Genomic DNA, 21,899 nt, shown 5'->3' on the forward strand with positions numbered 1-21,899 from the left:
ATACACTATCAGTCGTGACGCGGGAAACTCATAAACTCATGGAAAATGAACATTGAAAACACACAAGTACAGATGCGAAAGGGAATTCTGGAGTTTTGCATTCTCCATATCATCGCCAGGGGCGAGGTGTACGCCTCTGATATGCTCGAAGAGCTTACCTCAGCAAAGATCATGGTGGTGGAAGGCACCCTCTATCCGCTACTTACCCGGCTTAGAAAGGCCGGCCTGGTAGATTATAAATGGGTGGAGTCCAACTCCGGGCCACCCCGAAAATACTATACCCTCACTGAAGAAGGCACCTCTTTTCTAAGCGGCCTGGATCAGACCTGGGAAGAACTGGTAACATCCACAGGACGAATCATCTCTGTGAACAAGAACTCAAAATAAAAATCATGAAGAAGACTGTAAGCATAAACATCGGTAGCATCATCTTTCACATAGAGGAAGATGGCTATGATAAACTGAAAAATTATCTTGATTCTGTCAATAGGTACTTCTCCACTTTTGAGGACAGTGGTGAGATCATTGCCGACATAGAAAGCCGGATCGCAGAGATCTTTCTTTCCAAACTTGCGGATGGCCGCCAGACGGTCAACCTGGAGGATGTAGAAGAGCTGATAGCTACCATGGGAACAACCCGTGACTTTGAGGCAACCATAGAAGCAGAGCCTGAGGAACCAAAAGCCTCCTCAGCTCAGCAGGAACCCCAAGCGGAAGAGCCCGCCCCTTCTGCCACTAAGAGACTCTACCGGGATACCAAAAGAAAAATTCTCGGCGGTGTGGCTGCCGGGATTGCGCATTACTTCAGTATCGATCCTTTGTGGATCAGGTTACTGATCGTACTACTATTCATCAATGTATTCCTTGGCGGACTCAGTGGAGCCACCTTGTTGGCCTACATCATTTTATGGATCGTATTGCCTCCAAACGACACCCTGGAGGAAGATCAGAAAGTGAAAAAGCTCTTCAGAAACTCGGATGAACGGGTACTGGGTGGTGTTGCCAGTGGTATCGCTTCCTATTTTGGCACAGACACTACAGTGATCAGGCTTCTATTTGTGCTCTCCATCTTTCTTGGTGGAGCAGGTATAGTGGCCTACATCATCTTGTGGATCATTTCACCTGAAGCCAAAACCATCACGGAGAAAATGCAGATGCAGGGAGAACCTGTCACCCTCTCCAATATTGAAGAAAATGTAAAAAAAGGACTAAATGTAAAAGAGGGTGAAGAAAATGCATTGGTGAAAATCCTGTTGTTTCCCTTCCGGCTGATCGCTCTGATTATCACTGGCATCGGTCGGGTACTGGGGCCGGTACTTCGCTTTCTCGCGGAACTCATTCGCATTGCCTTTGGGGTACTCCTGCTCATCATCGGGGTTTCTACAATGATCGGTTTCATCGTGGCCATATTTGGGATTCTGGGTATCGGCGGCTGGGAAAACTACGTCCATCTATCGGACTTCCCAATCGAACTTATTCAAAGATCACTGGATGGATGGTCCATCGCTTCAGTCTTCATTGTGATGTTCATTCCGGCACTTGCCGTGAGTTTACTGGGGCTGGTTATTATTTTGAAAAGAAGAGTGGCCAACGCCTATGTGGGCTGGTCATTGTTTACCCTGTGGATAGTAGCACTCATTTTTGCAGCCGTTACCGTTCCAAGATTTGCTCAGGAATTTGCTACTGAAGATGACCTCAGGGTGGACAAAACCTATCCTGTGACTGCCGCCACTCCTACCTTGCGACTGAACGATCTGGGCCTTGACACATTTGATGCGGTAGACCTGCGGCTGAGAGGGCATGAGGACAGCACCTACCAGCTATTGTTGAATATCGAAAGCCGTGGCAAAAACAAACGCGATGCCCAGGCGAACGCGCAGACTATAGAATACAAAGTGGAACAAAAAGGAGATGATTTTTACTTCGATTCCAAAATCACCTTCCCCGAAGAGGCAAACTACAGGTTTCAAAATGTGAAGGCCTACTTCTACATTCCTTTTGGAAAGACTTTTAGGATGGAAGAAGACCTGGAGGAAATCCTGATCAATACACTTCACATCAACGGATACCGACCCTACCAGATGGAAGGTAACGACTGGGTATTTGAGCAGGATGGCATCAAATGCCTTACCTGCCCTGACCGATCGTCCAAAAGCTTTGACAAAGAGATGAACAGAAGCGAAAAAAGCAGTTCATACTCCGGCTCTGAGAAAATAGACTATCCCTTCGAAGATTTTGATGAAGTGAAAATAGCCTCGTTCTTCGATGTGGATATCAGACAGGGAGACGAGTGGCAGGTGACCGTACGAGGAGACGATGACGATCTGGATGAAGTATACCTCAACCAAGTGGGGGATCGCCTGGAAGTGAAGTTTAAGGAAGACAGTTGGGAGTGGTGGAAAGACAAACGATCTGATAAAGTGGGCATTTTCATCACCATGCCTAAACTTCAGTACCTGGAAGTAATAGGAGACACCGATGGTGAAGTGAAGGGCTTTGATGAGGATGAAATCACCATGGAGCTCACCGGAGCATGCGATTTGTATGTAAACGTAAACCCCAGAAGACTCGAACTCACCCTCACCGGAGCATCCACCATGGAGCTGAGAGGTGAGGCAGAAGAACTCAATGCTGATTTAGTTGGGGCTTCCCGGCTTGAAGCCTTCGATTTCTTAGCACGGCGGGTGGAAGTAAGCGCCATTGGCGCCTCCAAAGCTGAAGTGAATGGAAGTGAGGAAATCGAAATAGATGCCGCCGGAGTGAGTAAAGTAAAGTACAGAGGCACCCGAAATGTGAAAATTGACGAAGACGGCATTAGCTCTGTAGACAGAGATTAGAATAAAAACAAATAGAATAATTACAGTCTTTCGGTTTGTTTTGGCCCCACAGATGTCTAGCTGTGGGGCTTTTATTTTTTTAAATCACTATTTTCATACAATAGTAAAACCGAGCCCATGATTTCCTTCAGACAAGCCACCCGCACAGATTTACCCGCGATCATTCAATTGCTGGCCGATGACCCGCTGGGTCAGCTCAGAGAACAACCCGCAGACCCACTACCACCAGCCTACTATCAGGCGTTTGAGGTCATAGATCAGGATACTAATCAGGAACTCATGGTCGTTGAAGAAGCAGGAGAAATCATCGGCACTTTCCAAATGACATTTATCCAATACCTCAACTACCTGGGCAGTAGCAGATCCATGATAGAGTCTGTCCGGGTGAAAAAGAACAAACGAGGACTAAAAATTGGCGAAAAAATCATCCAATGGGCGATCAGTCGATCGAAAATCCGGGGAGTTAAAATGCTTCAACTCACTTCGGACAAAAAACGCCCTGATGCCATCAGATTTTATGAGCGTCATGGATTTGTAGCCAGCCATGAGGGTTTCAAATTACACTTTTAGTTAAACACGGTATATTTAAATATCACCTGTCACTTATCTATGAAACTCACCATCACGCTCATCACAGTCATCATTCTCATTGTCTCATGTTCCAGGCCAGAAGGCGTCAGGGAACCCCACCGTCAAGGCCTTACAGAGCTCGGGAAAAAAGCCAATCATGATAAGGCCGTTACCTATAGCCTCATTACCGTGGAGATCGGTACGCCAAAAAACCAGGTCAATGTGGCCGAAGAACACCTATATGGAAAATTTTTCGGTGACCGGGCCGAGTTTTATATCGTAGAAAACCCCGAGCTCTATGTCTCGAACGCTCAGGTCAACCGGCTTACCCTTTACTTCATAGACGGCATGCTCTGCAAGAAGAAATATGACCTGGAAAGTGACATCAGTCAGGAACTCATGAAGTCATATGGAAGCTTCAAATTTAAGGCACTGAATGATTCCACAAGGAACATTTCGAAATCGGAGAAAATTGTATTAAAAACAAATGGCAGAGCACGAATCAACGAACACCTCAACCGTTTCCAAATGAAATGGGACCAGGAAGAAGTGCTCATCAGGTACCTGATTTTTAAGGATTCGGCTCAGGCTGAAATCCAACTGGTGGAAGAACTCTCAGCTTATAAATACCTGCTGGACCAGGCTGAAGCGAATATTTAACCCCAGCAAACGACCCGGTTGCCATAAAAAGGATTTCCTATCCACCGCTACATTATTCCCACTCTTCAAATTAAACGCAAGTTGATCCCGGGGAATAGCCAGCGGCATATTCTTATTGCCTTTATTTGCGGTCCAACCACCTAATAAAATGAAGAGCTTACTATACGCCATACTTGTGCTGGTAGCTGTGCGTCTATCTGCCAGCGATCCCGAAAAACAGACAAGAATGCCGATGATCAAGGTCTACAAAAACGACCTTGAAAAAATCTATACCGTATTCTTCGCGGACACACTCGTCCGAACAGTCAATGTGAGTCTTCAGGACAAACGCGGGACCACGCTCATTCAGGAGTCCTTCACCGCCAAGGGCTTTTCAAAACCCTTCGGGCTGACAGAACTAAAAAATGGGGAGTATGAATTTGTGATTTCATATGATGGTACATCTGTGGCTGAACCTATTGCGCTCAGAAGCGAAAAGGAAATCATGGATGCGAGCATTACACTCAAAAGAGACTACCCCACCCTCATGGTGAATGTCTCCACCTACAATATGAACCCAATGAATATCTTCATCTATGACAACTATGACAAGCTGTTGAAGATGATGTACTGGGAGCCCAATGATCGCATGATGACCAAAAACATCGACATGTCACAATTTGATGGCTATGAAATTCGTGTCCAAATCGTGCAGGATGGCATAGACAAATTAGAACAACTGGTACCCCTTTACTAAATAATATTAATTAAGAATCAGCTGCTAGCCACTCCCCTCAGGGAGTGGCTTTTTTTCGCCCTGTGTCCTCATCTGGCTATCTTGTTCACTGGATTCTTCCACATTTCCCCATATTCCCTTTTTTTATTTTCATCCGGTGTAACTTTAGATCAAACAGGGCGTCTCCTTTTTGAATGTCACCAAACCAACTCTTCGAAACGCACATCATACCGGCTACAGGCAAAATGTTTCGGTATGCCAAATCCATCTTAAAAGAGACGGAGCTTGCACAGGATGTCGTACAGGAGTGCTTGGCTAAAATCTGGACCAAAAGACAAATGTTGGAAGGTGTCCAGAGTCCGGAGGCATGGGCAATGCGCATTACCCGAAACCAGTGTTACGACTGGGTGAAAACGAATCGGTTTACAGTGATTTCGGATCTGGAAATGGACCAACCCAATAATGACAGTGCGGACTATCAGGCCTTGATGACTGATCAGATGCACTGGTTGCAAAAGGTACTTGACACCCTTTCCCCCAAGCAGCGGGAAATCTACCACCTCCGGGAGGTAGAGGAGTTGCCGTATCAGGAAATTGCGGAGGTACTTTCCCTGAACCTGAGCGAAGTGAAGGTTGCCCTGCACAGAGCTCGAACGAAAATCAGGTCTTCAATGGAAAAAATTGAGTCATATGGAGTCGCGAATTAAAGGATTACTTGAAAAGTACTGGGCTGGTGAATCTTCCATACAGGAAGAAATGGAGCTCAAGGAGCACTTTGGCAAAAATCCGTCTCTTACACCAGAGGGATCTTACTTTCGTGAGCTTAATCGACTGAAAGCAGATCCGGAAGTGAAATTTGCACACCCAGGACGTGCCGGAAGGCGAGCCAGATGGTCAGTGGCTGCAGCAGTGACCATCGGCCTGATGGCGGCGGTGCTGGTGATACAGGATGCCCGTAAGCAAAGTGAATTTGCCGTGGAAGATCCCAGGGAAGCCTTTGAGATCACCCGGAAAGCGCTACTGATGGTCTCCTCCGGACTCAATGAAGGCAAAACCTATTCTACTGAAATAAACAATCTCAACAAGGCAGAAGAGCTCATTCGTGAGAACTAAGCACCTCTGTCATTCAAAAACTTTAATACTCAAATCATGAAAAAAGGACTTTTAATAATCATTCTCAGCGTGTTTTCTGTAAGCCTGATGGCTCAGGGCACGGTGGTCAACAAATATTTCACAGAGCTGGCTGATGACGAAGCCTTCACCAAAGTCTCCGTAAGTAGCAAAATGTTCTCCCTATTCACAGACCTGGAAACAGGTAGCGCCACGGAGGATGAGTTTCTCAAAGCCGTGAGCAAGCTCAAAGGCCTGAAAATAATCGTGGCGGATAGCATTGGTAATGCGGCCAAGATGTACAGCAAAGTACTGATGGACATTCAAAATGCCGGATACGAAGAGCTCATGTCGGTGAAGGATGCGGAGGAAAACATGAAATTCTCCATCAAAGAGAAAGCTGGAAAAATAGAAGAGCTGCTCATGGTGGTTGGCGGTAAAAAACGATTCGTCCTCCTCAGCCTCTATGGAGAAATCGACCTGAAAAGCATTTCTAAAATTGCCAAATCGATGAAGGTAGATGGTCTGGAAAATCTGAGCAAAATAGATGAAAAATAGATCGGGAAAATACTTGATCCTGATGATCCTACTGGGGCTGAGTTATCGGCCCCTTTTTGCGCAGGAAGATATCCTGAAAACACTGGTAGAGGATCGGAACGAGCATAAATACGCCTTTTATCCCAGCACTCTCCGTATGATCAATCTCACCAAAAACCAGGAGTATAATGAATTGGTCAAGGACATAGACAAGCTGCTCATCTATATGCTGGATAGTGGCATCCGGGCCGACAAAGGCTATAGGAAGATTGCAGAAGACTATGCCTCGGCAGGCTACGAGGAATATGCCATGGCCTATGGTGGTGATCTCTCCCTGGCCATCCTTGGATCAGAGCAATCCAGCACCAATACCTTTGTTGGGTACCTGATGCAGGATGAACTGGCCGTAGCGTTTTACCTGCGTGGAGCCATCGCCTGGCAAAAAATCCCCACACTCCTCAACACCATGAGAAAAGAAGACCTGTTTAATTTTTTAGACCCTACAAGCGACGAACATTGAGCAACACACTCCAAATAAACGGACTGACCAAGCACTTCGGGAAATTTGTAGCGGTTTCAGATCTCCACCTGAGTATAGATGAAGGTCAGATCTACGGAATACTTGGCCCCAATGGAAGTGGAAAAACCACTACCCTTGGGATGATACTGGATGTGGTGGCCCCCACCTCCGGAAACTACAAATGGTTCGGAGGTATGTCCCCCATTGACGCCCGGAAACAGATAGGGGCCATTCTGGAGACCCCTTGCTTCTACCCGTACCTCACGGCTGTGCAAAACCTCCGTATCACCGCCCATATCAAACAGTGCCCTACTGAAAGGATAGAACAGGTGCTGGAGCAGGTGGGGCTTTATGAGCGTAAGGATGATCGCTTCAAAAACTATAGCCTGGGCATGAAACAGCGGCTGTCCATAGCCGCGGCCCTTCTGGCAGACCCACCGGTCCTCATTTTGGACGAACCCACCAACGGCCTGGACCCTCAGGGCATCGCAGAAATCAGGCAACTCATACAGCGCATAGCTGCAGAGGGAAAAACCATTATCATGGCCAGTCACCTGCTGGACGAGGTACAGAAAGTATGCACACATTTCTGCGTATTGCGCAGAGGCCTCAAGCTCCATGAAGGCAGCGTAGACGAAATATTGGGGGAAACCAATGAGATAGAGGTGGTCACCGAAGATTTGGTGAAGCTGGAAGCACTCCTGGCTGACAATACCAACATCACAGAGATCACACGAGCCAATGGTCAATTGACACTGACAGTCACCGATCAGTTGAAGGCTGCAGACATTAATCAATTCTGTTTTGAGCATGGGATTGTTTTGAAAAAACTACTCACCAGAACCCGCTCACTGGAGCAGGAATTTCTAAAAATACTTAAGGAAAAATGATCAGGGCACTCAAACTGGAATGGCTTAAAATCAGGGATTACAGGACCTTCTGGATCCTTCTAGGAATGTACCTGCTGGCACTATTGGTCATTTGCTTCGGAGGTATGTTTTTATTAGAATACCTGAAATCCAAAGGGGCAGACTTCAATGGAATAGACCCTACGATACTGCCCATCTACGATTTTCCGGACATCTGGCAAAACACCACCTACCTGGGTTCATTTCTTAAAGTTCTCCTGGCCTTCATCGTGATCATCTCTGTCAACAATGATCAGACATACAATACCCTTCGGCAAAATGTCATTGACGGAATCAGCAAAAAGGAATATCTGGCAAGCAAATTACTTTTCATCGCCACCCTGGCGCTGATCAGCACCCTCTTTCTGTTTATTTCTGGCATGATCAATGGTGCCATCTACTCCCATGTGTGGGGTGCTCGTTACATTCTGGACGAACTGGAATTTTTGGCCGCATACTTTTATGACATCATAATTTACTGCTCACTTGCCTTTCTCCTATCACTGATCATCAAGAAGTCTGGTTTTGTGATCGTACTACTGTTCCTCTATACGCTGATGTTCGAGCCCATTTTGGCGCTGATTCTGGAAGAATCTCCATGGTTTAAGGGATCACTATGGGCCGAGATCGCCCCATTTCTTCCGATCAAAGCACTCAACGGGCTCATTCCGGTGCCTTTTCCAAAGTACCTATTCATGGAAATAGTGGATAACGTACCCATGAAAGCACTACTTATCGCTTCGGGCTGGTTGGTTATCTATTTGAGTGGGATCCTCTTTCTACTCAACAGGAGAGACCTCAAATAACCATTTCTTTTCTCATTCCTTTTTCATAAATTTGAGATACCAACAACCTAATCGCAACCGTATGAGTACTCAATCGAAAAGACTCATCAGAACCTTGGCAATTCTGATTGTCGTTCTTGTGGCCACAGCTTACTTAGTAAGTGGAGAGCACATGGAACTGATCTCTAAGCTTTAAAATCAAATTATTTCAGTGAATGAAAGGCTCCCTTTGGCAGGGGTGAATGGATGAAGTATGTCCGTTTCAATAGTGGTGACTCTGATCGCCCATGTCATAGCCCATTTTCTTCATGAGTTTCTGCATATCGCTGACAAGCGACAGCACGCTGTGGCTGACATTGGATGAGTTGCTATTGGCTTCTACCTCCAGCTGTCTGGCCGTAGCCGAAATTTCGTTGGCCGCTATCACCTCACATCTGGCCGCAATATGATGGGCAATGAATCCCACTTCCGCAAAGTCTCCGTGCCGGGAGGCCAGGGTAAGAAATCGTAATTTTTCGGGCATTTCACGAACAAAAGCACTTACTATGCTCTTAAAATAATCTCTGCCCTCATCAATATTTGCTTGGAAATTTTCACCTTTATTTGACATCCGCTGACTCAATTAGCACCTAATCAAATCTATCTTTCCACCTGAAGAAAACAGAATGTTATTAGCCGATCATGCCCAAGGCATCGATGAATAAGAAAAAACGGTCTACAGATCTACCTTGAGCAGGCGTGAACCATACCAGCTGTAGGCCTCACCATCTACCAGCTCGATCAATGAATCGGGGAAAATGGACTGAAGAGCCTTCTGGTCCCCCTCCTGAAATGGGAAGGGCTCGGAGCTTAAGAGTATCCGGTCTGGTGAGCGGTCAGCGATCTCACTTTCGCTCAGCTCGGGGTACCTGGAAGCGGACACCACATTGTCATAACCGAGATGCTCCAGGAAATGATGAACATAGGTGTCCCTACCGGCAGCCATCCATGGCTTTTTCCAGATCAGGTACAATACACTTCCGGATTTTGAGTTTTGCAAACCGTCCAATTGAGCAAGCAAGCGGGCCCGGATGAGAGCACCCTCCTCCTCCCTGTTAGTCACCTCAGAAAGCATCCTGATCATTTCCAGGGCATCATTTAGCTCAGTAATGTCACTCATCCAGACAGGATACCGTTCCGAGAGCCTGGTGATCCCTGCTTGGTAGTTTTCTTCCTTGTTCCCTACTATCAGGTCCGGTTTCAGGTCGTCAATCACCTCAAATCGAAAGTTTTTAGTCCCTCCTACGATCGGAATTGGTGATACTTTGTCCTTCGGATGAATACAGAATTTGGTTCTTCCAACCACTTCTGCTCCAAGATCTATGAGCAGCTCCGTAATAGAAGGAACGAGCGAGATGATCCTACGGGGAGGAAAGTTGATTTCTACATCCCTCCCCATTTGATCTTTGAATATGAGCTTGTGGTTGCTCAATGTTATTTCATATACCTAAAATCCTGACCATCCTTTACCTGAATGACGGTTTCGTAGATGAGTTGAATCGTGTTTTCCAGGTCATCCTTGGCACAAGTTTCCACCGTAGTGTGCATGTACTTCAGCGGGATAGAAATTAAAGCGGAGGCCACGCCTTCATTGCTGTACGCAAAAGCATCTGTATCTGTACCCGTGGAGCGCGAAGCTGCCCGACGCTGAAAAGGAATTTGCTCTTTTTCAGCAATACCAATGATCATGTCCAGCACGTTGTTTTGAACCGCCGGGCCGTAGCAAATCGCCGGACCGTCACCGCAGCTAATGTCTCCACTCGTGATTTTATCATACATGGGAGAATTGGTATCATGAGTCACATCGGTGATGATGGCCAGGTTGGGCTTGATCCTGTGAGCAATCATCTCTGCGCCTCTCAGCCCTATTTCCTCCTGTACTGCATTGACCACATAAAGGCCAAAGGGGAGCTCGATGCCATTCTCCTTGATCCTGCGTGCTACTTCTGCTATCATGAAACCACCGATGCGATTATCCAAAGCACGCCCTACCAGGTATTTGTCATTGAGTTCCATCAGCTCATCATCAAAAGTGATCACCGAGCCCACATGGATACCCATTTCCTCTACTTCCTTCTTGGTGCCGGCTCCCACATCTATGAAAATATTCTTCAGGGTCGGAGAGTCTTCCTTGTCTTTTCTGACATGGATAGCAGGCCATCCGAAAATCCCCTTAACCACCCCTTTCTTCGTATGAATGTTCACGCGCTTGGAGGGTGCTATTTGATGATCCGAACCACCATTGCGCACCACATAGATATAGCCTTGATCGGTGATATAATTCACAAACCAGCTGATCTCATCCGCATGTGCTTCTATGACCACTTTGTATTTTGCTTCGGGATTGATGATGGCGGCTACAGACCCATAAGTATCCGTGAAATAGTCATCGATATAAGGCCGGATATAATCCAGCCAGATTTCCTGTCCACTGGTTTCAAATCCCGTGGGTGATGCATTGTTTAAGTATTTGAATAAAAAATCTTTACTCTTGCTATCCATATATTAGTTTGAAAATATTATTTCTCCGCTCCTTTAGTAGTAAGCCACGAAAGGTCGATATGTTTTTGAAAACCTTAAACTACCTTCCTTACAGGGGAATGTTACCGTGCTTTCTTTTGGGCATATTGTCCACCTTATTCTCCAGCATGCCAAAAGCCCTGATCAACTTGGCCCGGGTGTTGTGAGGTAGAATCACCTCATCAATAAACCCTCTTTCTGCAGCCTTGTAGGGATTAGCAAACTTCTCGGTGTATTCATCTATTTTTTCCTGAAGCTTCTGATGCGGATCTTCGGCCTTGTCTATTTCTCTTTTGAAAATAATCTCCGAAGCGCCCTGAGCACCCATCACAGCAATCTCAGCAGTAGGCCATGCAAAGTTCATGTCAGAGCCGATATGTTTTGAGTTCATCACGTCATAAGCACCGCCGTAGGCCTTCCTGGTGATGACCGAAATTCTGGGAACGGTTGCTTCACTGAAAGCGTAAAGAAGTTTGGCTCCGTTCATGATGATGCCGTTCCACTCCTGATCCGTCCCAGGCAAGAATCCCGGCACGTCTACCAGAACCAACAGCGGGATATTGAACGCATCACAGAAGCGCACAAATCTCGCAGCTTTTTTGCTACAATCATTGTCCAGCACACCCGCCATACTCATCGGCTGATTGGCTACTATGCCAATACTGCGTCCGGCTAAATGAGCAAACCCAACGACAATATTGTCCGCAAACTTTTCATGTACTTCAAAGAATGAACCCTTGTCCACCACCCCTTTGATCACCTCTTTGATGTCATATGGCTGATTCGGGTTATCCGGCAAAATATCATCCAGAGCCGGGATGATCTCATCTCCATTCATCTCATAAGGGAGCCTTGGTGGCTCCTCTTCACAATTCGAGGGTATATAGGTAAGTAGTCTCTTAATATCCAAAATACATGCCGCCTCATTTTTGGAAGAGAAATGTGTTACTCCACTTTTCACACTGTGGGCACTGGCACCACCCAATTCCTCAGAAGTCACATCCTCCTGAGTTACAGTCTTTACCACATTGGGACCAGTCACAAACATGTAGCTGGTTTGCTCCACCATGAAGATAAAGTCTGTAATGGCGGGGGAGTACACGGCACCGCCTGCGCAGGGACCCATGATGGCAGAGATCTGAGGCACCACACCTGAAGCCCGGGTGTTTCGGTAGAAAATATCCGCATAGCCTCCAAGTGAAACCACACCTTCCTGAATTCTTGCCCCTCCAGAGTCATTCAGTCCAATGACAGGTGCACCATTTTTCATGGCCATGTCCATGATCTTCACAATCTTTTCGGCAAAAGTCTCTGAAAGGGACCCTCCAAAAACGGTGAAGTCCTGGCTAAACACGTAGATAAGTCGTCCATTGACTGTCCCGTATCCGGTCACCACACCATCACCCAGAATTTTTTGCTTATCAATACCAAAATCTCTCCCTCTGTGCACTACGAACTTTCCGATCTCCTGAAAAGACCCTGGATCAAGTAGCAGATCTATCCGCTCCCGAGCCGTGAGTTTGCCTTTTTGGTGTTGCTTATCTATTCGGGACTGGCCTCCACCGAGCATGGCTTCTGCATTCATTTGCTCCAGCTCCTCTATTTTCTGGTGAGTTGATTTGACAAAAGATGCCGTTTTTGGCTTTTCTGAACTCATATTTTGGGGTTTAATGCCGTTTGAAAATTCACCGGCAAGTTAATCAATGCATGGGTTCAAATAAAACCTGATTTATCTCAGGATTAAGTACGTGATTTATTTGTTACCAAAGATATCCGTCCCCGGGTATTTGGAGATTATAGTATCTTGCGCCCTGAAATTCTGAGGAAAATGAGAATCGCCGTAATAGACATGGGTACCAATACCTTCCACCTCATCCTGGTGAAAGTGGCAAATGGAGACTTCCGAATAGTATTCAGGGAAAAAGTAGCAGTAAAAATCGGGGAGAAAGGAATCAATCACGGAATGATCACCGATGATGCGATAGACCGGGCATTGAAGACGCTTGAGCACTTCAAAGAAATCATCAAAAATGAAGGAGCAGACCAGGTTTTCGCCACGGCAACCAGTGCCATCAGAAACGCCCGAAATGGCAAGGAACTCGTGCAAATGATCAAGAATCAGACGGGGATCGAAACCCGCATCATCTCAGGATTACAGGAAGCCGAGTACATCTACTACGGTGTGAAAAGAGCACTCCCAATCGGCAAAGAACCCACTCTGATCATGGACATTGGTGGTGGAAGTATCGAATTCATTATTGGCACGGATACCGAAATGCTCTGGAAGCAAAGTTTTGAGATTGGCGGTCAGCGAATGGTTGAGAAATTTCAGAAAAGTGATCCGATTGAAAACGAACAAATTGCCTCACTGAAAAGCTATCTCGAGGAAAACCTTGAAGAATTATTTGAAGCATGTGCTACTTTCCAACCCAAAACCCTCATAGGTTCGTCGGGCACTTTTGATACACTTAGTGATATCTACAGACTAGCTAACGGAATAGGAAAAGCCGATGAAGAAACAGAGTATCCCCTGACTCTGGAGGCCTTTGGTCTCATCTTTAGTGACCTGCTCATTAAAACCCGGGCACAACGCCTGGAAATCCCTGGCATGATTCCCCTGCGTGTAGATATGATCGTGGTGGCCTGTGTGTTGATAGACTTTGTGATCAGCCAGCTTGGTATAGAAAATATTCGAGTCTCTGCTTATGCCCTCAAAGAGGGAGTGCTGCTCAGCACACTCCACTCCCTGAAGAAAGAATCGGCATCATAGTCCGGACACCCGTTTATCCTTGGGGTATTTCACTTCGTATCCAAACTTCATGTTTTTCTCCATGGTAGGCTCCAGCGTAAAACTCCAGGTAAGCAACCCGGTCTTTTCGTTGTGCTGAGCGCCACCCAATAGGATCTCGCTAATCTCAATGTCCGTGTTTTTGCTCAACGGCACCTGATCAAAGACCTCTATGTCAATTGATTTGGACCTGGTGTTTTTCACCTTGATTTCATATTGATAACTAATGCGTCTCTTGTTCCCAATAAGTTGATCATTCGTGAGATCCCGCACTGGTTTGCGGGTGATCTTTAGGCCCTGATCTACCCCTAAAGAAATATTCAACTCATCCAGCTCAGCTTCGGGATTTAAGTAAGTTTTATTGACAAAACCACCCTCATAGAAAACATTCATTTCGCCGGGAAGCAGATTCAAAGCCTGCCAGTTTTTGGTCTTCGCCACCAGATACACTCGTTCTGATAATTTCGGAGTGGATTGGTAAAGGAATTCCGTATCAACCTGCTCTTCTCTTATGGCCACAGTGATTTCCTTCCCTCCGGAAATCATAGTCACAGGGAGTTCAATCTCATAATTCACGGCAGTCAACCCTTCGGTAAGCTGCGTGTAGTCCATCACAGACTCCATTAAAACCTCTTCTTCCATCGGCATGGCATCAAAGGCCTGAGACCTGGCGGCTGGCATAGACACTTTGTTTTGATATGGCGCAGCGCTGAAAAAATCGAGGTACCATGGGCGGACTGTAGGCAACCATCCCCCAATGGAGGGATTCGAAGTGCTCAACGTCAACTTCACATTCTCCCATTTCTCGCCGCTGTTTTGATAAACATTGGCCTTATACAGTAGATCAATTTTCTCTGACGAGGAGGTTGCCCGAAAATCGTAAGTAGGATTCCAGGATGCTCCCGACACCACATAAGAGAGATTCAAATGAACCGTTTGTGACCTGGAGGTACTTATATCGATCACCACTTCACCGGAGACCATTTGCTCCTTAGCATGCTGTTCCTCCAGTTGATTTTTGAGTTTTATTAGTTCTTTATCCAGGTCCTTTCTCACCAACTGCAACTCATAGCCCTTGTCCTTAATGGCTTGAATTCTGGTCCGGTAATAGTCTGCCATGGTCTTTAACTCATTCACACCCAGGTTCTGATTCGCTCCTTTAATCACCTGATTGGCTTTGAGCATGTCTTCCTCAGACTTCAGCGCCCATTGCTGGTTGTCCACATTGGCAATTTTTCCTTCCAGTAATTCAATTTGGTCCTTTAGTGTTATGACAGCATTCGGAAGGTTTTCATCTGTCAAATAGTTTTGCCTGAACGAAGTACCCAGAATAATAAAACTACCCTCCCCTTTCACCTGTACTGAATTGGGGTCAAGCATGGAGGATAAGCCTGTAAAAACCAGCTGATCCGTCTCTGGTCCAATGACGATGCTGGCTGATCGGGAAACCTGAGCCTGATTGAGGAAAATGGTAACACTTTCTACTTTTGAATCAATGTCCTTCGCAGAGACCGACCACAGGCCAATACTCAAAAAACACACGATAATAAATTTCATAAAGTTGGGATTAACGATTAAAATTTTAGTTTTTCAGAAGCTAAATTGAAGCATGCTTTATGCTTAATATATTCTGTTGTAATTTGCCGACCAATTATCTTGCCAAGGATATTATGTTTTACTTAATAATAACTGAATGGTAGTAGCGCACGACTCATTATTCCAATTTACAAAATCTATATTGGAGGCCGCCGGATGTCCCGAAAAGGATGCCCGATTGGGCGCCCAGGTGCTCCTGAGTGCGGATCTCCGGGGAGTAGACTCCCATGGAGTTGCCCGGCTTGTAGGTTATGTGCGCCTCATTGATAAAAACAGGGTAAACACCCGACCGGACATAAAAATCGTTCATGAAACACCCAGCACGGGCGTTATAGACGGAGATGCGGGACTCGGCCTGGTAGTGGGCCCGGAAGCCATGAATCTGGCCATTGATAAAGCGAAGCAGGTTGGGTCCGGATGGGTAGCTGTAAGAAATTCAAACCACTATGGAATAGCTGGGTATCACGCCATGCTCGCACTGAAAGATGACTGCATAGGCATCGCCATGACTAATGCCAGTCCGCTGGTAGCCCCTACCTTCAGCAAAGAGCGACTCCTGGGCACCAACCCAATAGCCGTGGCTATCCCGGCTGACAAAGAACCTCCTTTTGTACTTGACATGGCTACCACCACGGCTGCCAATGGTAAATTGGAAATACTACAACGTAAAAATAAGCAAGCGCCAACCGGGTGGATACAGGATGCTTCCGGGCAAAGTACCACCGACCCAAATGGAGTAAAAGACGGTGGAGCGCTTTTGCCTCTTGGTGGAGATCGTGAACACGGATCACATAAAGGGTATGGACTCTCTTCAGTGGTGGACATCCTATCTGCTGTGCTCTCTGGCGCCAACTACGGACCCTGGGTGCCTCCTTTTGTGGCATTTATGGAACCGGCTGCTGATCCGGTAGGCAAAGGCATAGGTCATTTCTTTGGAGCCATGCGCATTGATGGATTTAGGCCTTCTGGAGAATTCAAATCCCACATGGACAACTGGATCGGTCGATTCAGGAATGCAGAGCCCATCATGAAAGGCCACGATGTACTAATCCCTGGTGATCCGGAGCGGAAATTGGAGCATGAGCGGAGGAAAGATGGGATACCACTTTTAGATGCTGTGGTCAACGACCTGAAGGGGCTCTCCGACAGATATGGGGTACAATTTCCGGGTGAAATATAAAACACGTGAATCAGGAAACCGCTCTTGCCATATTAAAAACAGGACAGAATGTGTACCTCACAGGTTCGGCAGGAACTGGTAAAACCTACCTGATCAATCAATATATAGAATACCTCAGAGTACGGGAGGTCCCGCTGGCGATCACTGCTTCCACGGGCATCGCTGCCACGCACATCGGTGGACAAACCATACACTCCTGGTCAGGGATTGGGATTCGTGAAGAAATCACCTCTAAAGACCTGGATCAGATTGCTAAAAACAGACAAACAGTCAACAGAATCAAGGCGGTGCATGTGCTCATTATCGATGAGATTTCGATGCTCTCTGGCAAAGTACTGACAGGTATCAGTGATATCCTCAAGCATTTTCGCAAAAGCAAAGCACCCTTTGGCGGCGTGCAGGTAATCCTCTCGGGTGACTTCTTTCAGCTACCACCAGTAAGCAGGGCGCCTATGACCAACCGCGAAAAGTTTGCCTTTATGGCGCCGGTATGGGTGGAAGCAAAGCTCAAAATCTGCTACCTGAAACAACAATTCAGACAAGGTCAGGATACCCTGTCGTTTATTCTTTCAGAAATCAGAAGTCAGGATGTATCAGATGATTCACTGGAGAGGCTCCGTGAAAAGCTGGAAGACACCAGGACCATTCCCGATGCACTGCGGCTTTACACGCACAATGCGGATGTGGATGCGATGAATGCCAAACGTCTGGAAGAAAATCAAAACCCTATTCAGGTGTTTTATGCCGAAACCAAAGGCAAATCGAAGATCCTGGAAGGCTTAAAACAATCTGTGCTGGCTGCTCCGGCTCTTGAGCTAAAAGAGGATGCCAGGGTGATGTTTGTGAAAAACAATCCTGAAAAGGGCTATTTCAATGGTAGCACCGGAACCGTCATGGGTTTTGATCGGGAAGAAGGCTATCCTATCGTCAATATGGACTCCGGGAGAACGGTGATTGCCAAGCCGGAAGAATGGACGGTGAGTGATGAAAAAGAAACCATTCTGGCCTCCTACAAACAAATACCGCTGCGACTGGCCTGGGCCATCACTGTGCACAAAAGCCAGGGAATGACCCTGGATAACGCTGAGATGGACCTATCTAAAACCTTTGAAGCAGGGCAAGGCTATGTAGCACTCTCTCGTCTGAAAAGCTGGGAGGGCCTCATACTCGGGGGCATCAATCGGATTTCATTAGAGTTGGATCCACTGGCGGTAAAAGCCGACAACAGGTTTCAGGAATTATCTGAAGAAAGTGAAGACTGGCTCAATAAAATCCCGAAAGATGAATTGAGCATTGCCTTTCTGGACTTCATAAGCCGATCCAACGGAACCAATGATGAAGAGGCAATCGAGGCGAATCTGAAAAGGGAAAGGAAGTACTACACCAAAGAAAAAAAAGAAAGTACCTATCAAAAAACGCTAAAACTCATCGGTGAAGGTAAAACGCTTGAAGAAATCGCTTTCGAAAGGGAGCTCTCGCTAGGCACCATTGTCGGGCACCTGGAACGAATCACCGAAGAGGAAAAAGAGATTGATCTGAGCAAGTTCAAGCCTGATGACCGGACCATCGCTAAAGTGGAGAAGACCATCAAAAAACTGAAAGATCAAAACCAGGAAGAGTTTTACGACAAAGATGGCAGGGTGAAACTTGGCTTCATATTCAAAGCTATGAACGGGCAGATGGACTACGAAACCATTCGGCTCACCCGGCTGTTTGTGGACTAAAACAGACCAGCTACTATCCCGACTCTAAACTGCAAAGGACTATTATAAGGCGAGTTTGAACCGTCCTGATAAAGCAGGTTATAAAGTGCAGTAATATTAAAAGCCATGTTACGCCCAAGTGGTTCAGAATAACCAATCCCCACAAACCAACTATTGAAATGATAACGCTCCGGCTCTGGAGTACCTGGTATAAGAAGGCCAAAATTGAGGTACTCATATTGTGTGTACCCAAAAAATTTAGGTGAGAAGTTATACCTCAAGAAAGGCCCACCCCCGTAATTGGATGCCGTAGCCTGACCAAATTTGGTGTATTGATAAGTAATTTGAAGGCCTGCAGAAAATTGCTCGGTGAACTTATAACCCACCAGGGGAGAAACACTCAAATTGAGATATTGTGTCCCACCACTAAAACCACCACCGCCTCCAAAATAAACTTTATCGGATAAGCTACCACCACGAGACTGGCGGTACTGGGCCTTGGATACTGATAGCACTCCAAATACCAGGAAAATAATCAGGCTAAATTTTATTCTCATTCTTCCTCAACAATGATGTAAAGATCCTCAGACTCCTTTTTCATCAGATACTTTTCGCGGGCGAGCTTTTCAAGCAATTCCTTGTTATTGAGGAGTGCTTCACGGTCATTTTTCACCTCCACGATTTTATGCTCATAAAACTCCTTGGCATTCTCTAACTCGGCTTGCTTATGCCCCAGCTTGATTTGCGTAATGATGTCATTGGAATCAAAAAAAAGCATCCAGATGAGGAAGAATAAAGCAGATAAGAAGTAGAAGTTCTTGAATATCCGGGGTACTTTTTCGTAGAAGCGCTTCATAGTTGGACTTAAAGATAAAAAAAAGAGCTGAATTCCATTCTCCAAAAAGAACGGCAGTTCAACTCTTTTAGTTTATTAAAATTTTAAGACGGAAAATTCCGCCTACACTTCGCTAATTATTTCGCTGAAGGATACTTGGCCATATCGCCTAATTCTTCTTCTATTCTCAATAACTGATTGTACTTGGCCATTCTGTCAGATCTTGACATAGAACCTGTTTTGATCTGGCCAGTGTTCAATGCCACAGAGATATCGGCAATGGTGTTATCCTCCGTCTCACCTGATCTGTGCGAAACCACTGCAGTCCATCCTGCCTTGTGAGCCATTTCTATAGCAGCAAAAGTTTCTGACAAAGTACCAATCTGGTTTACTTTGATCAGGATAGAGTTCGCAGCCTTTTCTTTGATTCCTTTTTCAAGAAATTTCACGTTGGTCACCAATAGATCATCTCCTACCAACTGACATTTGCTGCCAATTTTCTCCGTCAGGAGTTTCCATCCTTCCCAGTCATTCTCATCACATCCATCCTCGATACTGTCGATTGGATACTTCTCCACCAAAGAGGCCAGGTAGTCTACCTGCTCAGCGCTGGTACGTACCTTACCGCTCTCTCCTTCGAACTTGGCATAGTTGTATTTACCACCTTCGAAAAACTCTGAAGAAGCACAGTCCATCGCTATGGTGATGTCTTTTCCTGCCTTGTAGCCAGCCTTATCAATCGCCTTCAATACGGCATCCAATGCCTCTTCTGTACCTCCGGAGAAGTTAGGGGCAAAACCACCTTCATCACCTACTGCAGTACTTAATCCTTTGTCCTTAATAATGCTTTTCAGGTTATGAAATACTTCCGCACCCATGCGCAAAGCTTCACTGAACGAAGGTGCGCCTACTGGCCTGATCATAAACTCCTGAAAGGCAATCGGCGCATCAGAATGCGACCCACCGTTAATGATATTCATCATCGGCACAGGCAACACGTGTGCGTTCACTCCACCCAAATAGCGATATAGTGACTGACCAGACTCTTCAGCTGCCGCTTTGGCTACAGCCAAAGAAACACCAAGAATAGCATTGGCGCCTAACTTACTCTTGTTGTGTGTGCCGTCAAGCTCGATCATCACATCATCAATGAGCTTCTGCTCAAATACAGAGATTCCAACGATCTCAGGGGCGATGTGCTCATTCACATTTTCCACTGCTTTCAAAACACCCTTTCCCAGATATTTGGATTTGTCACCGTCGCGCAATTCAACAGCCTCATGCTCACCTGTAGATGCCCCGGAAGGAACAGCTGCACGGCCCATAAAACCATTTTCGGTATAAACATCTACCTCCACAGTAGGATTGCCTCTGGAATCCAGAATCTGTCTTGCGTGTACACTTTCAATAATACTCATGATTTCTGATCTTTAATTAGTTGTATAAAATCGTCAAATAAATAGGCAGAATCATGGGGTCCTGGGGATGATTCCGGATGATACTGTACGGAGAAAGCTGGCTTGTTGACCAACCTGAGTCCTTCGACAGTATTATCATTTAAATCGAGGTGGGTAAGTTCTGCTGTTGTTGAGTTTTTTAAAGAGTCCATATTCACCGAAAACCCGTGGTTTTGGGAAGTCACTTCGCTCCTGCCTGTTTTCAGGTTTTTCACCGGGTGATTAAGGCCTCTGTGGCCATGATGCATTTTGAAGGTATCTATGTCCACCGCCCGCGCCAGAAGTTGATTGCCCAGGCAAATACCAAAAACAGGGTAATTTTTAGCTAGTATGCCCTTTACAGTTTCTACGGCATAGTCCATTGCTGCCGGGTCGCCGGGTCCATTGGATAAAAAGTAACCGTCAGGCTTCCACGCCTCCATTTCCGAAAGGGTGGTCTTTGCCGGGAATACTTTGCAATGACAATCACGCTTCACGAAATTCTTAAGAATAGATCTTTTGATCCCGAAATCCATCACGGCAATTCTTAAGCCCGAATTCTCCTGGCCTACTTCATAAGCCTCTTTGGTAGTAACGACACTGGAAAGCTCCAATGACTCCATACTAGGTACCTCACTCAGTTTGGTCTTTAACGCATCCAGGTCGAAAATCTCTGAGGTAATCACGGCATTCATAGCGCCCTTGGTACGGATATGTCTTACGAGCATACGCGTATCCACATCTGTAATACCGACAGTGTTATGTTTTTCCAGGTATTCATGGAGGCCTTCAGAGGCTGTCTTACGACTATACTGATGGGTGAAATCATTCACTACCAGGCCCTGGATCATCGGATGAGCTGATTCATCTTCATCAACATGCACCCCGTAGTTACCAATGTGCGGTGTGGTGTTCACAATGATCTGACCATAGTAAGAAGGATCTGTGTAGATCTCCTGATAGCCTGTCATTCCTGTGTTAAAACATATTTCGCCTCCGGAGGTACCGGTTTTCCCTATTGAATATCCTTCAAAGACAGAACCGTCTTCTAGTAGCAGGAGGGCTTTTTTTCTTTCTGGTTGCTTCATGGCTTGCAAAAATAAGAAATTATCGTTCACAAATCAGACATAAAAAAAGGGATTAGGTCAACACCCAATCCC

General features: G+C 46.1%; 23 protein-coding genes. 14 read left to right on the top strand and 9 right to left on the bottom strand.

Annotation, left to right across the window (positions count from 1 at the left end):
- The first annotated feature begins 45 nt into the window (after nt 1-45).
- The 11 genes from RIH33_RS07380 (at nt 46) to RIH33_RS07430 (ending at nt 8,663) form a co-directional block, all read left to right on the top strand.
- On the top strand, nt 46-387 hold the full coding sequence (locus RIH33_RS07380) for a PadR family transcriptional regulator (RefSeq protein ID WP_406654496.1): 342 nt from the start codon (nt 46-48) through the stop codon (nt 385-387).
- A gap of 5 nt (nt 388-392) precedes the next feature.
- The gene (locus tag RIH33_RS07385) at nt 393-2,837 is read left to right on the top strand and encodes a PspC domain-containing protein (protein WP_406654497.1); all 2,445 of its coding nucleotides are present in this window, start codon (nt 393-395) and stop codon (nt 2,835-2,837) included.
- A gap of 117 nt (nt 2,838-2,954) precedes the next feature.
- Nucleotides 2,955-3,407, top strand: a complete 453-nt coding sequence (locus RIH33_RS07390; protein WP_406654498.1) for an N-acetyltransferase family protein — start codon at nt 2,955-2,957, stop codon at nt 3,405-3,407.
- A 39-nt stretch (nt 3,408-3,446) separates the two neighbouring features.
- The gene (locus tag RIH33_RS07395; RefSeq protein ID WP_406654500.1) at nt 3,447-4,067 is read left to right on the top strand and encodes a hypothetical protein; all 621 of its coding nucleotides are present in this window, start codon (nt 3,447-3,449) and stop codon (nt 4,065-4,067) included.
- 148 nt (nt 4,068-4,215) lie between these two features.
- Nucleotides 4,216-4,803 (top strand): hypothetical protein, encoded by a 588-nt coding sequence (locus tag RIH33_RS07400; protein WP_406654502.1) that lies wholly within the window; start codon nt 4,216-4,218, stop codon nt 4,801-4,803.
- A 173-nt stretch (nt 4,804-4,976) separates the two neighbouring features.
- A complete protein-coding gene (locus RIH33_RS07405) occupies nt 4,977-5,489 on the top strand; it encodes an RNA polymerase sigma factor (RefSeq protein ID WP_406654503.1) in 513 nt (170 codons plus the stop codon).
- Entirely contained in the window at nt 5,473-5,895 is a 423-nt protein-coding gene (locus tag RIH33_RS07410; protein ID WP_406654505.1) for a hypothetical protein, read from the top strand. Before RIH33_RS07405 ends, RIH33_RS07410 begins: the two co-directional genes overlap by 17 nt.
- A gap of 36 nt (nt 5,896-5,931) precedes the next feature.
- Complete coding sequence (locus RIH33_RS07415) at nt 5,932-6,450, top strand: DUF4252 domain-containing protein (RefSeq protein ID WP_406654506.1); 519 nt, start codon at nt 5,932-5,934, stop codon at nt 6,448-6,450.
- A complete protein-coding gene (locus RIH33_RS07420; RefSeq protein ID WP_406654508.1) occupies nt 6,440-6,949 on the top strand; it encodes a hypothetical protein in 510 nt (169 codons plus the stop codon). The genes RIH33_RS07415 and RIH33_RS07420 overlap by 11 nt, the downstream gene beginning before the upstream one ends.
- Nucleotides 6,946-7,839 (top strand): ABC transporter ATP-binding protein, encoded by an 894-nt coding sequence (locus RIH33_RS07425; RefSeq protein WP_406654509.1) that lies wholly within the window; start codon nt 6,946-6,948, stop codon nt 7,837-7,839. Before RIH33_RS07420 ends, RIH33_RS07425 begins: the two co-directional genes overlap by 4 nt.
- The gene (locus tag RIH33_RS07430; protein ID WP_406654510.1) at nt 7,836-8,663 is read left to right on the top strand and encodes an ABC transporter permease; all 828 of its coding nucleotides are present in this window, start codon (nt 7,836-7,838) and stop codon (nt 8,661-8,663) included. The genes RIH33_RS07425 and RIH33_RS07430 overlap by 4 nt, the downstream gene beginning before the upstream one ends.
- Before the next feature lie 241 nt (nt 8,664-8,904).
- On the opposite strand, the gene RIH33_RS07435 is transcribed toward RIH33_RS07430, so the two are convergent.
- The 4 genes from RIH33_RS07435 to RIH33_RS07450 form a co-directional block, all read right to left on the bottom strand.
- Nucleotides 8,905-9,252, bottom strand: coding sequence for a hypothetical protein (locus RIH33_RS07435; RefSeq protein ID WP_406654511.1), 348 nt, complete (start codon nt 9,250-9,252; stop codon nt 8,905-8,907).
- 105 nt (nt 9,253-9,357) lie between these two features.
- The gene (locus RIH33_RS07440) at nt 9,358-10,113 is read right to left on the bottom strand and encodes a helical backbone metal receptor (RefSeq protein WP_406654512.1); all 756 of its coding nucleotides are present in this window, start codon (nt 10,111-10,113) and stop codon (nt 9,358-9,360) included.
- A gap of 2 nt (nt 10,114-10,115) precedes the next feature.
- Nucleotides 10,116-11,183, bottom strand: a complete 1,068-nt coding sequence (locus tag RIH33_RS07445) for a M42 family metallopeptidase (RefSeq protein WP_406654513.1) — start codon at nt 11,181-11,183, stop codon at nt 10,116-10,118.
- An 88-nt stretch (nt 11,184-11,271) separates the two neighbouring features.
- Nucleotides 11,272-12,786 (bottom strand): acyl-CoA carboxylase subunit beta, encoded by a 1,515-nt coding sequence (locus tag RIH33_RS07450; RefSeq protein ID WP_406654594.1) that lies wholly within the window; start codon nt 12,784-12,786, stop codon nt 11,272-11,274.
- A gap of 243 nt (nt 12,787-13,029) precedes the next feature.
- Between RIH33_RS07450 and RIH33_RS07455 the strand changes: the two genes are divergently transcribed.
- The gene (locus tag RIH33_RS07455; protein ID WP_406654514.1) at nt 13,030-13,971 is read left to right on the top strand and encodes an exopolyphosphatase; all 942 of its coding nucleotides are present in this window, start codon (nt 13,030-13,032) and stop codon (nt 13,969-13,971) included.
- Here RIH33_RS07455 and RIH33_RS07460 read toward each other — a convergent pair.
- Nucleotides 13,966-15,546 carry a DUF4139 domain-containing protein gene (locus RIH33_RS07460; protein ID WP_406654515.1) on the bottom strand — a complete coding sequence of 527 codons (1,581 nt, stop codon included), beginning with the start codon at nt 15,544-15,546 and terminating at the stop codon, nt 13,966-13,968. The genes RIH33_RS07455 and RIH33_RS07460 overlap by 6 nt on opposite strands.
- Before the next feature lie 136 nt (nt 15,547-15,682).
- Between RIH33_RS07460 and RIH33_RS07465 the strand changes: the two genes are divergently transcribed.
- Both RIH33_RS07465 and RIH33_RS07470 read left to right on the top strand, forming a co-directional pair.
- A complete protein-coding gene (locus tag RIH33_RS07465) occupies nt 15,683-16,765 on the top strand; it encodes an Ldh family oxidoreductase (RefSeq protein ID WP_406654516.1) in 1,083 nt (360 codons plus the stop codon).
- 5 nt (nt 16,766-16,770) lie between these two features.
- Complete coding sequence (locus tag RIH33_RS07470; protein WP_406654518.1) at nt 16,771-18,489, top strand: helix-turn-helix domain-containing protein; 1,719 nt, start codon at nt 16,771-16,773, stop codon at nt 18,487-18,489.
- Here RIH33_RS07470 and RIH33_RS07475 read toward each other — a convergent pair.
- From RIH33_RS07475 to carA, 4 genes are all read right to left on the bottom strand, one after another.
- Complete coding sequence (locus RIH33_RS07475) at nt 18,486-19,025, bottom strand: hypothetical protein (RefSeq protein ID WP_406654519.1); 540 nt, start codon at nt 19,023-19,025, stop codon at nt 18,486-18,488. The two genes, RIH33_RS07470 and RIH33_RS07475, sit on opposite strands and share 4 nt — an antisense overlap.
- A complete protein-coding gene (locus RIH33_RS07480; RefSeq protein WP_159585165.1) occupies nt 19,022-19,324 on the bottom strand; it encodes a septum formation initiator family protein in 303 nt (100 codons plus the stop codon). The genes RIH33_RS07475 and RIH33_RS07480 overlap by 4 nt, the downstream gene beginning before the upstream one ends.
- A gap of 116 nt (nt 19,325-19,440) precedes the next feature.
- Complete coding sequence (eno, locus tag RIH33_RS07485) at nt 19,441-20,721, bottom strand: phosphopyruvate hydratase (RefSeq protein ID WP_406654521.1); 1,281 nt, start codon at nt 20,719-20,721, stop codon at nt 19,441-19,443.
- A complete protein-coding gene (gene carA / locus RIH33_RS07490; protein WP_406654523.1) occupies nt 20,718-21,827 on the bottom strand; it encodes a glutamine-hydrolyzing carbamoyl-phosphate synthase small subunit in 1,110 nt (369 codons plus the stop codon). Before carA ends, eno begins: the two co-directional genes overlap by 4 nt.
- Nucleotides 21,828-21,899 lie beyond the last annotated feature (72 nt).

Source organism: Marinoscillum sp. (assembly GCF_040222955.1).
Taxonomy (GTDB): Bacteria; Bacteroidota; Bacteroidia; order Cytophagales; family Cyclobacteriaceae; genus Marinoscillum.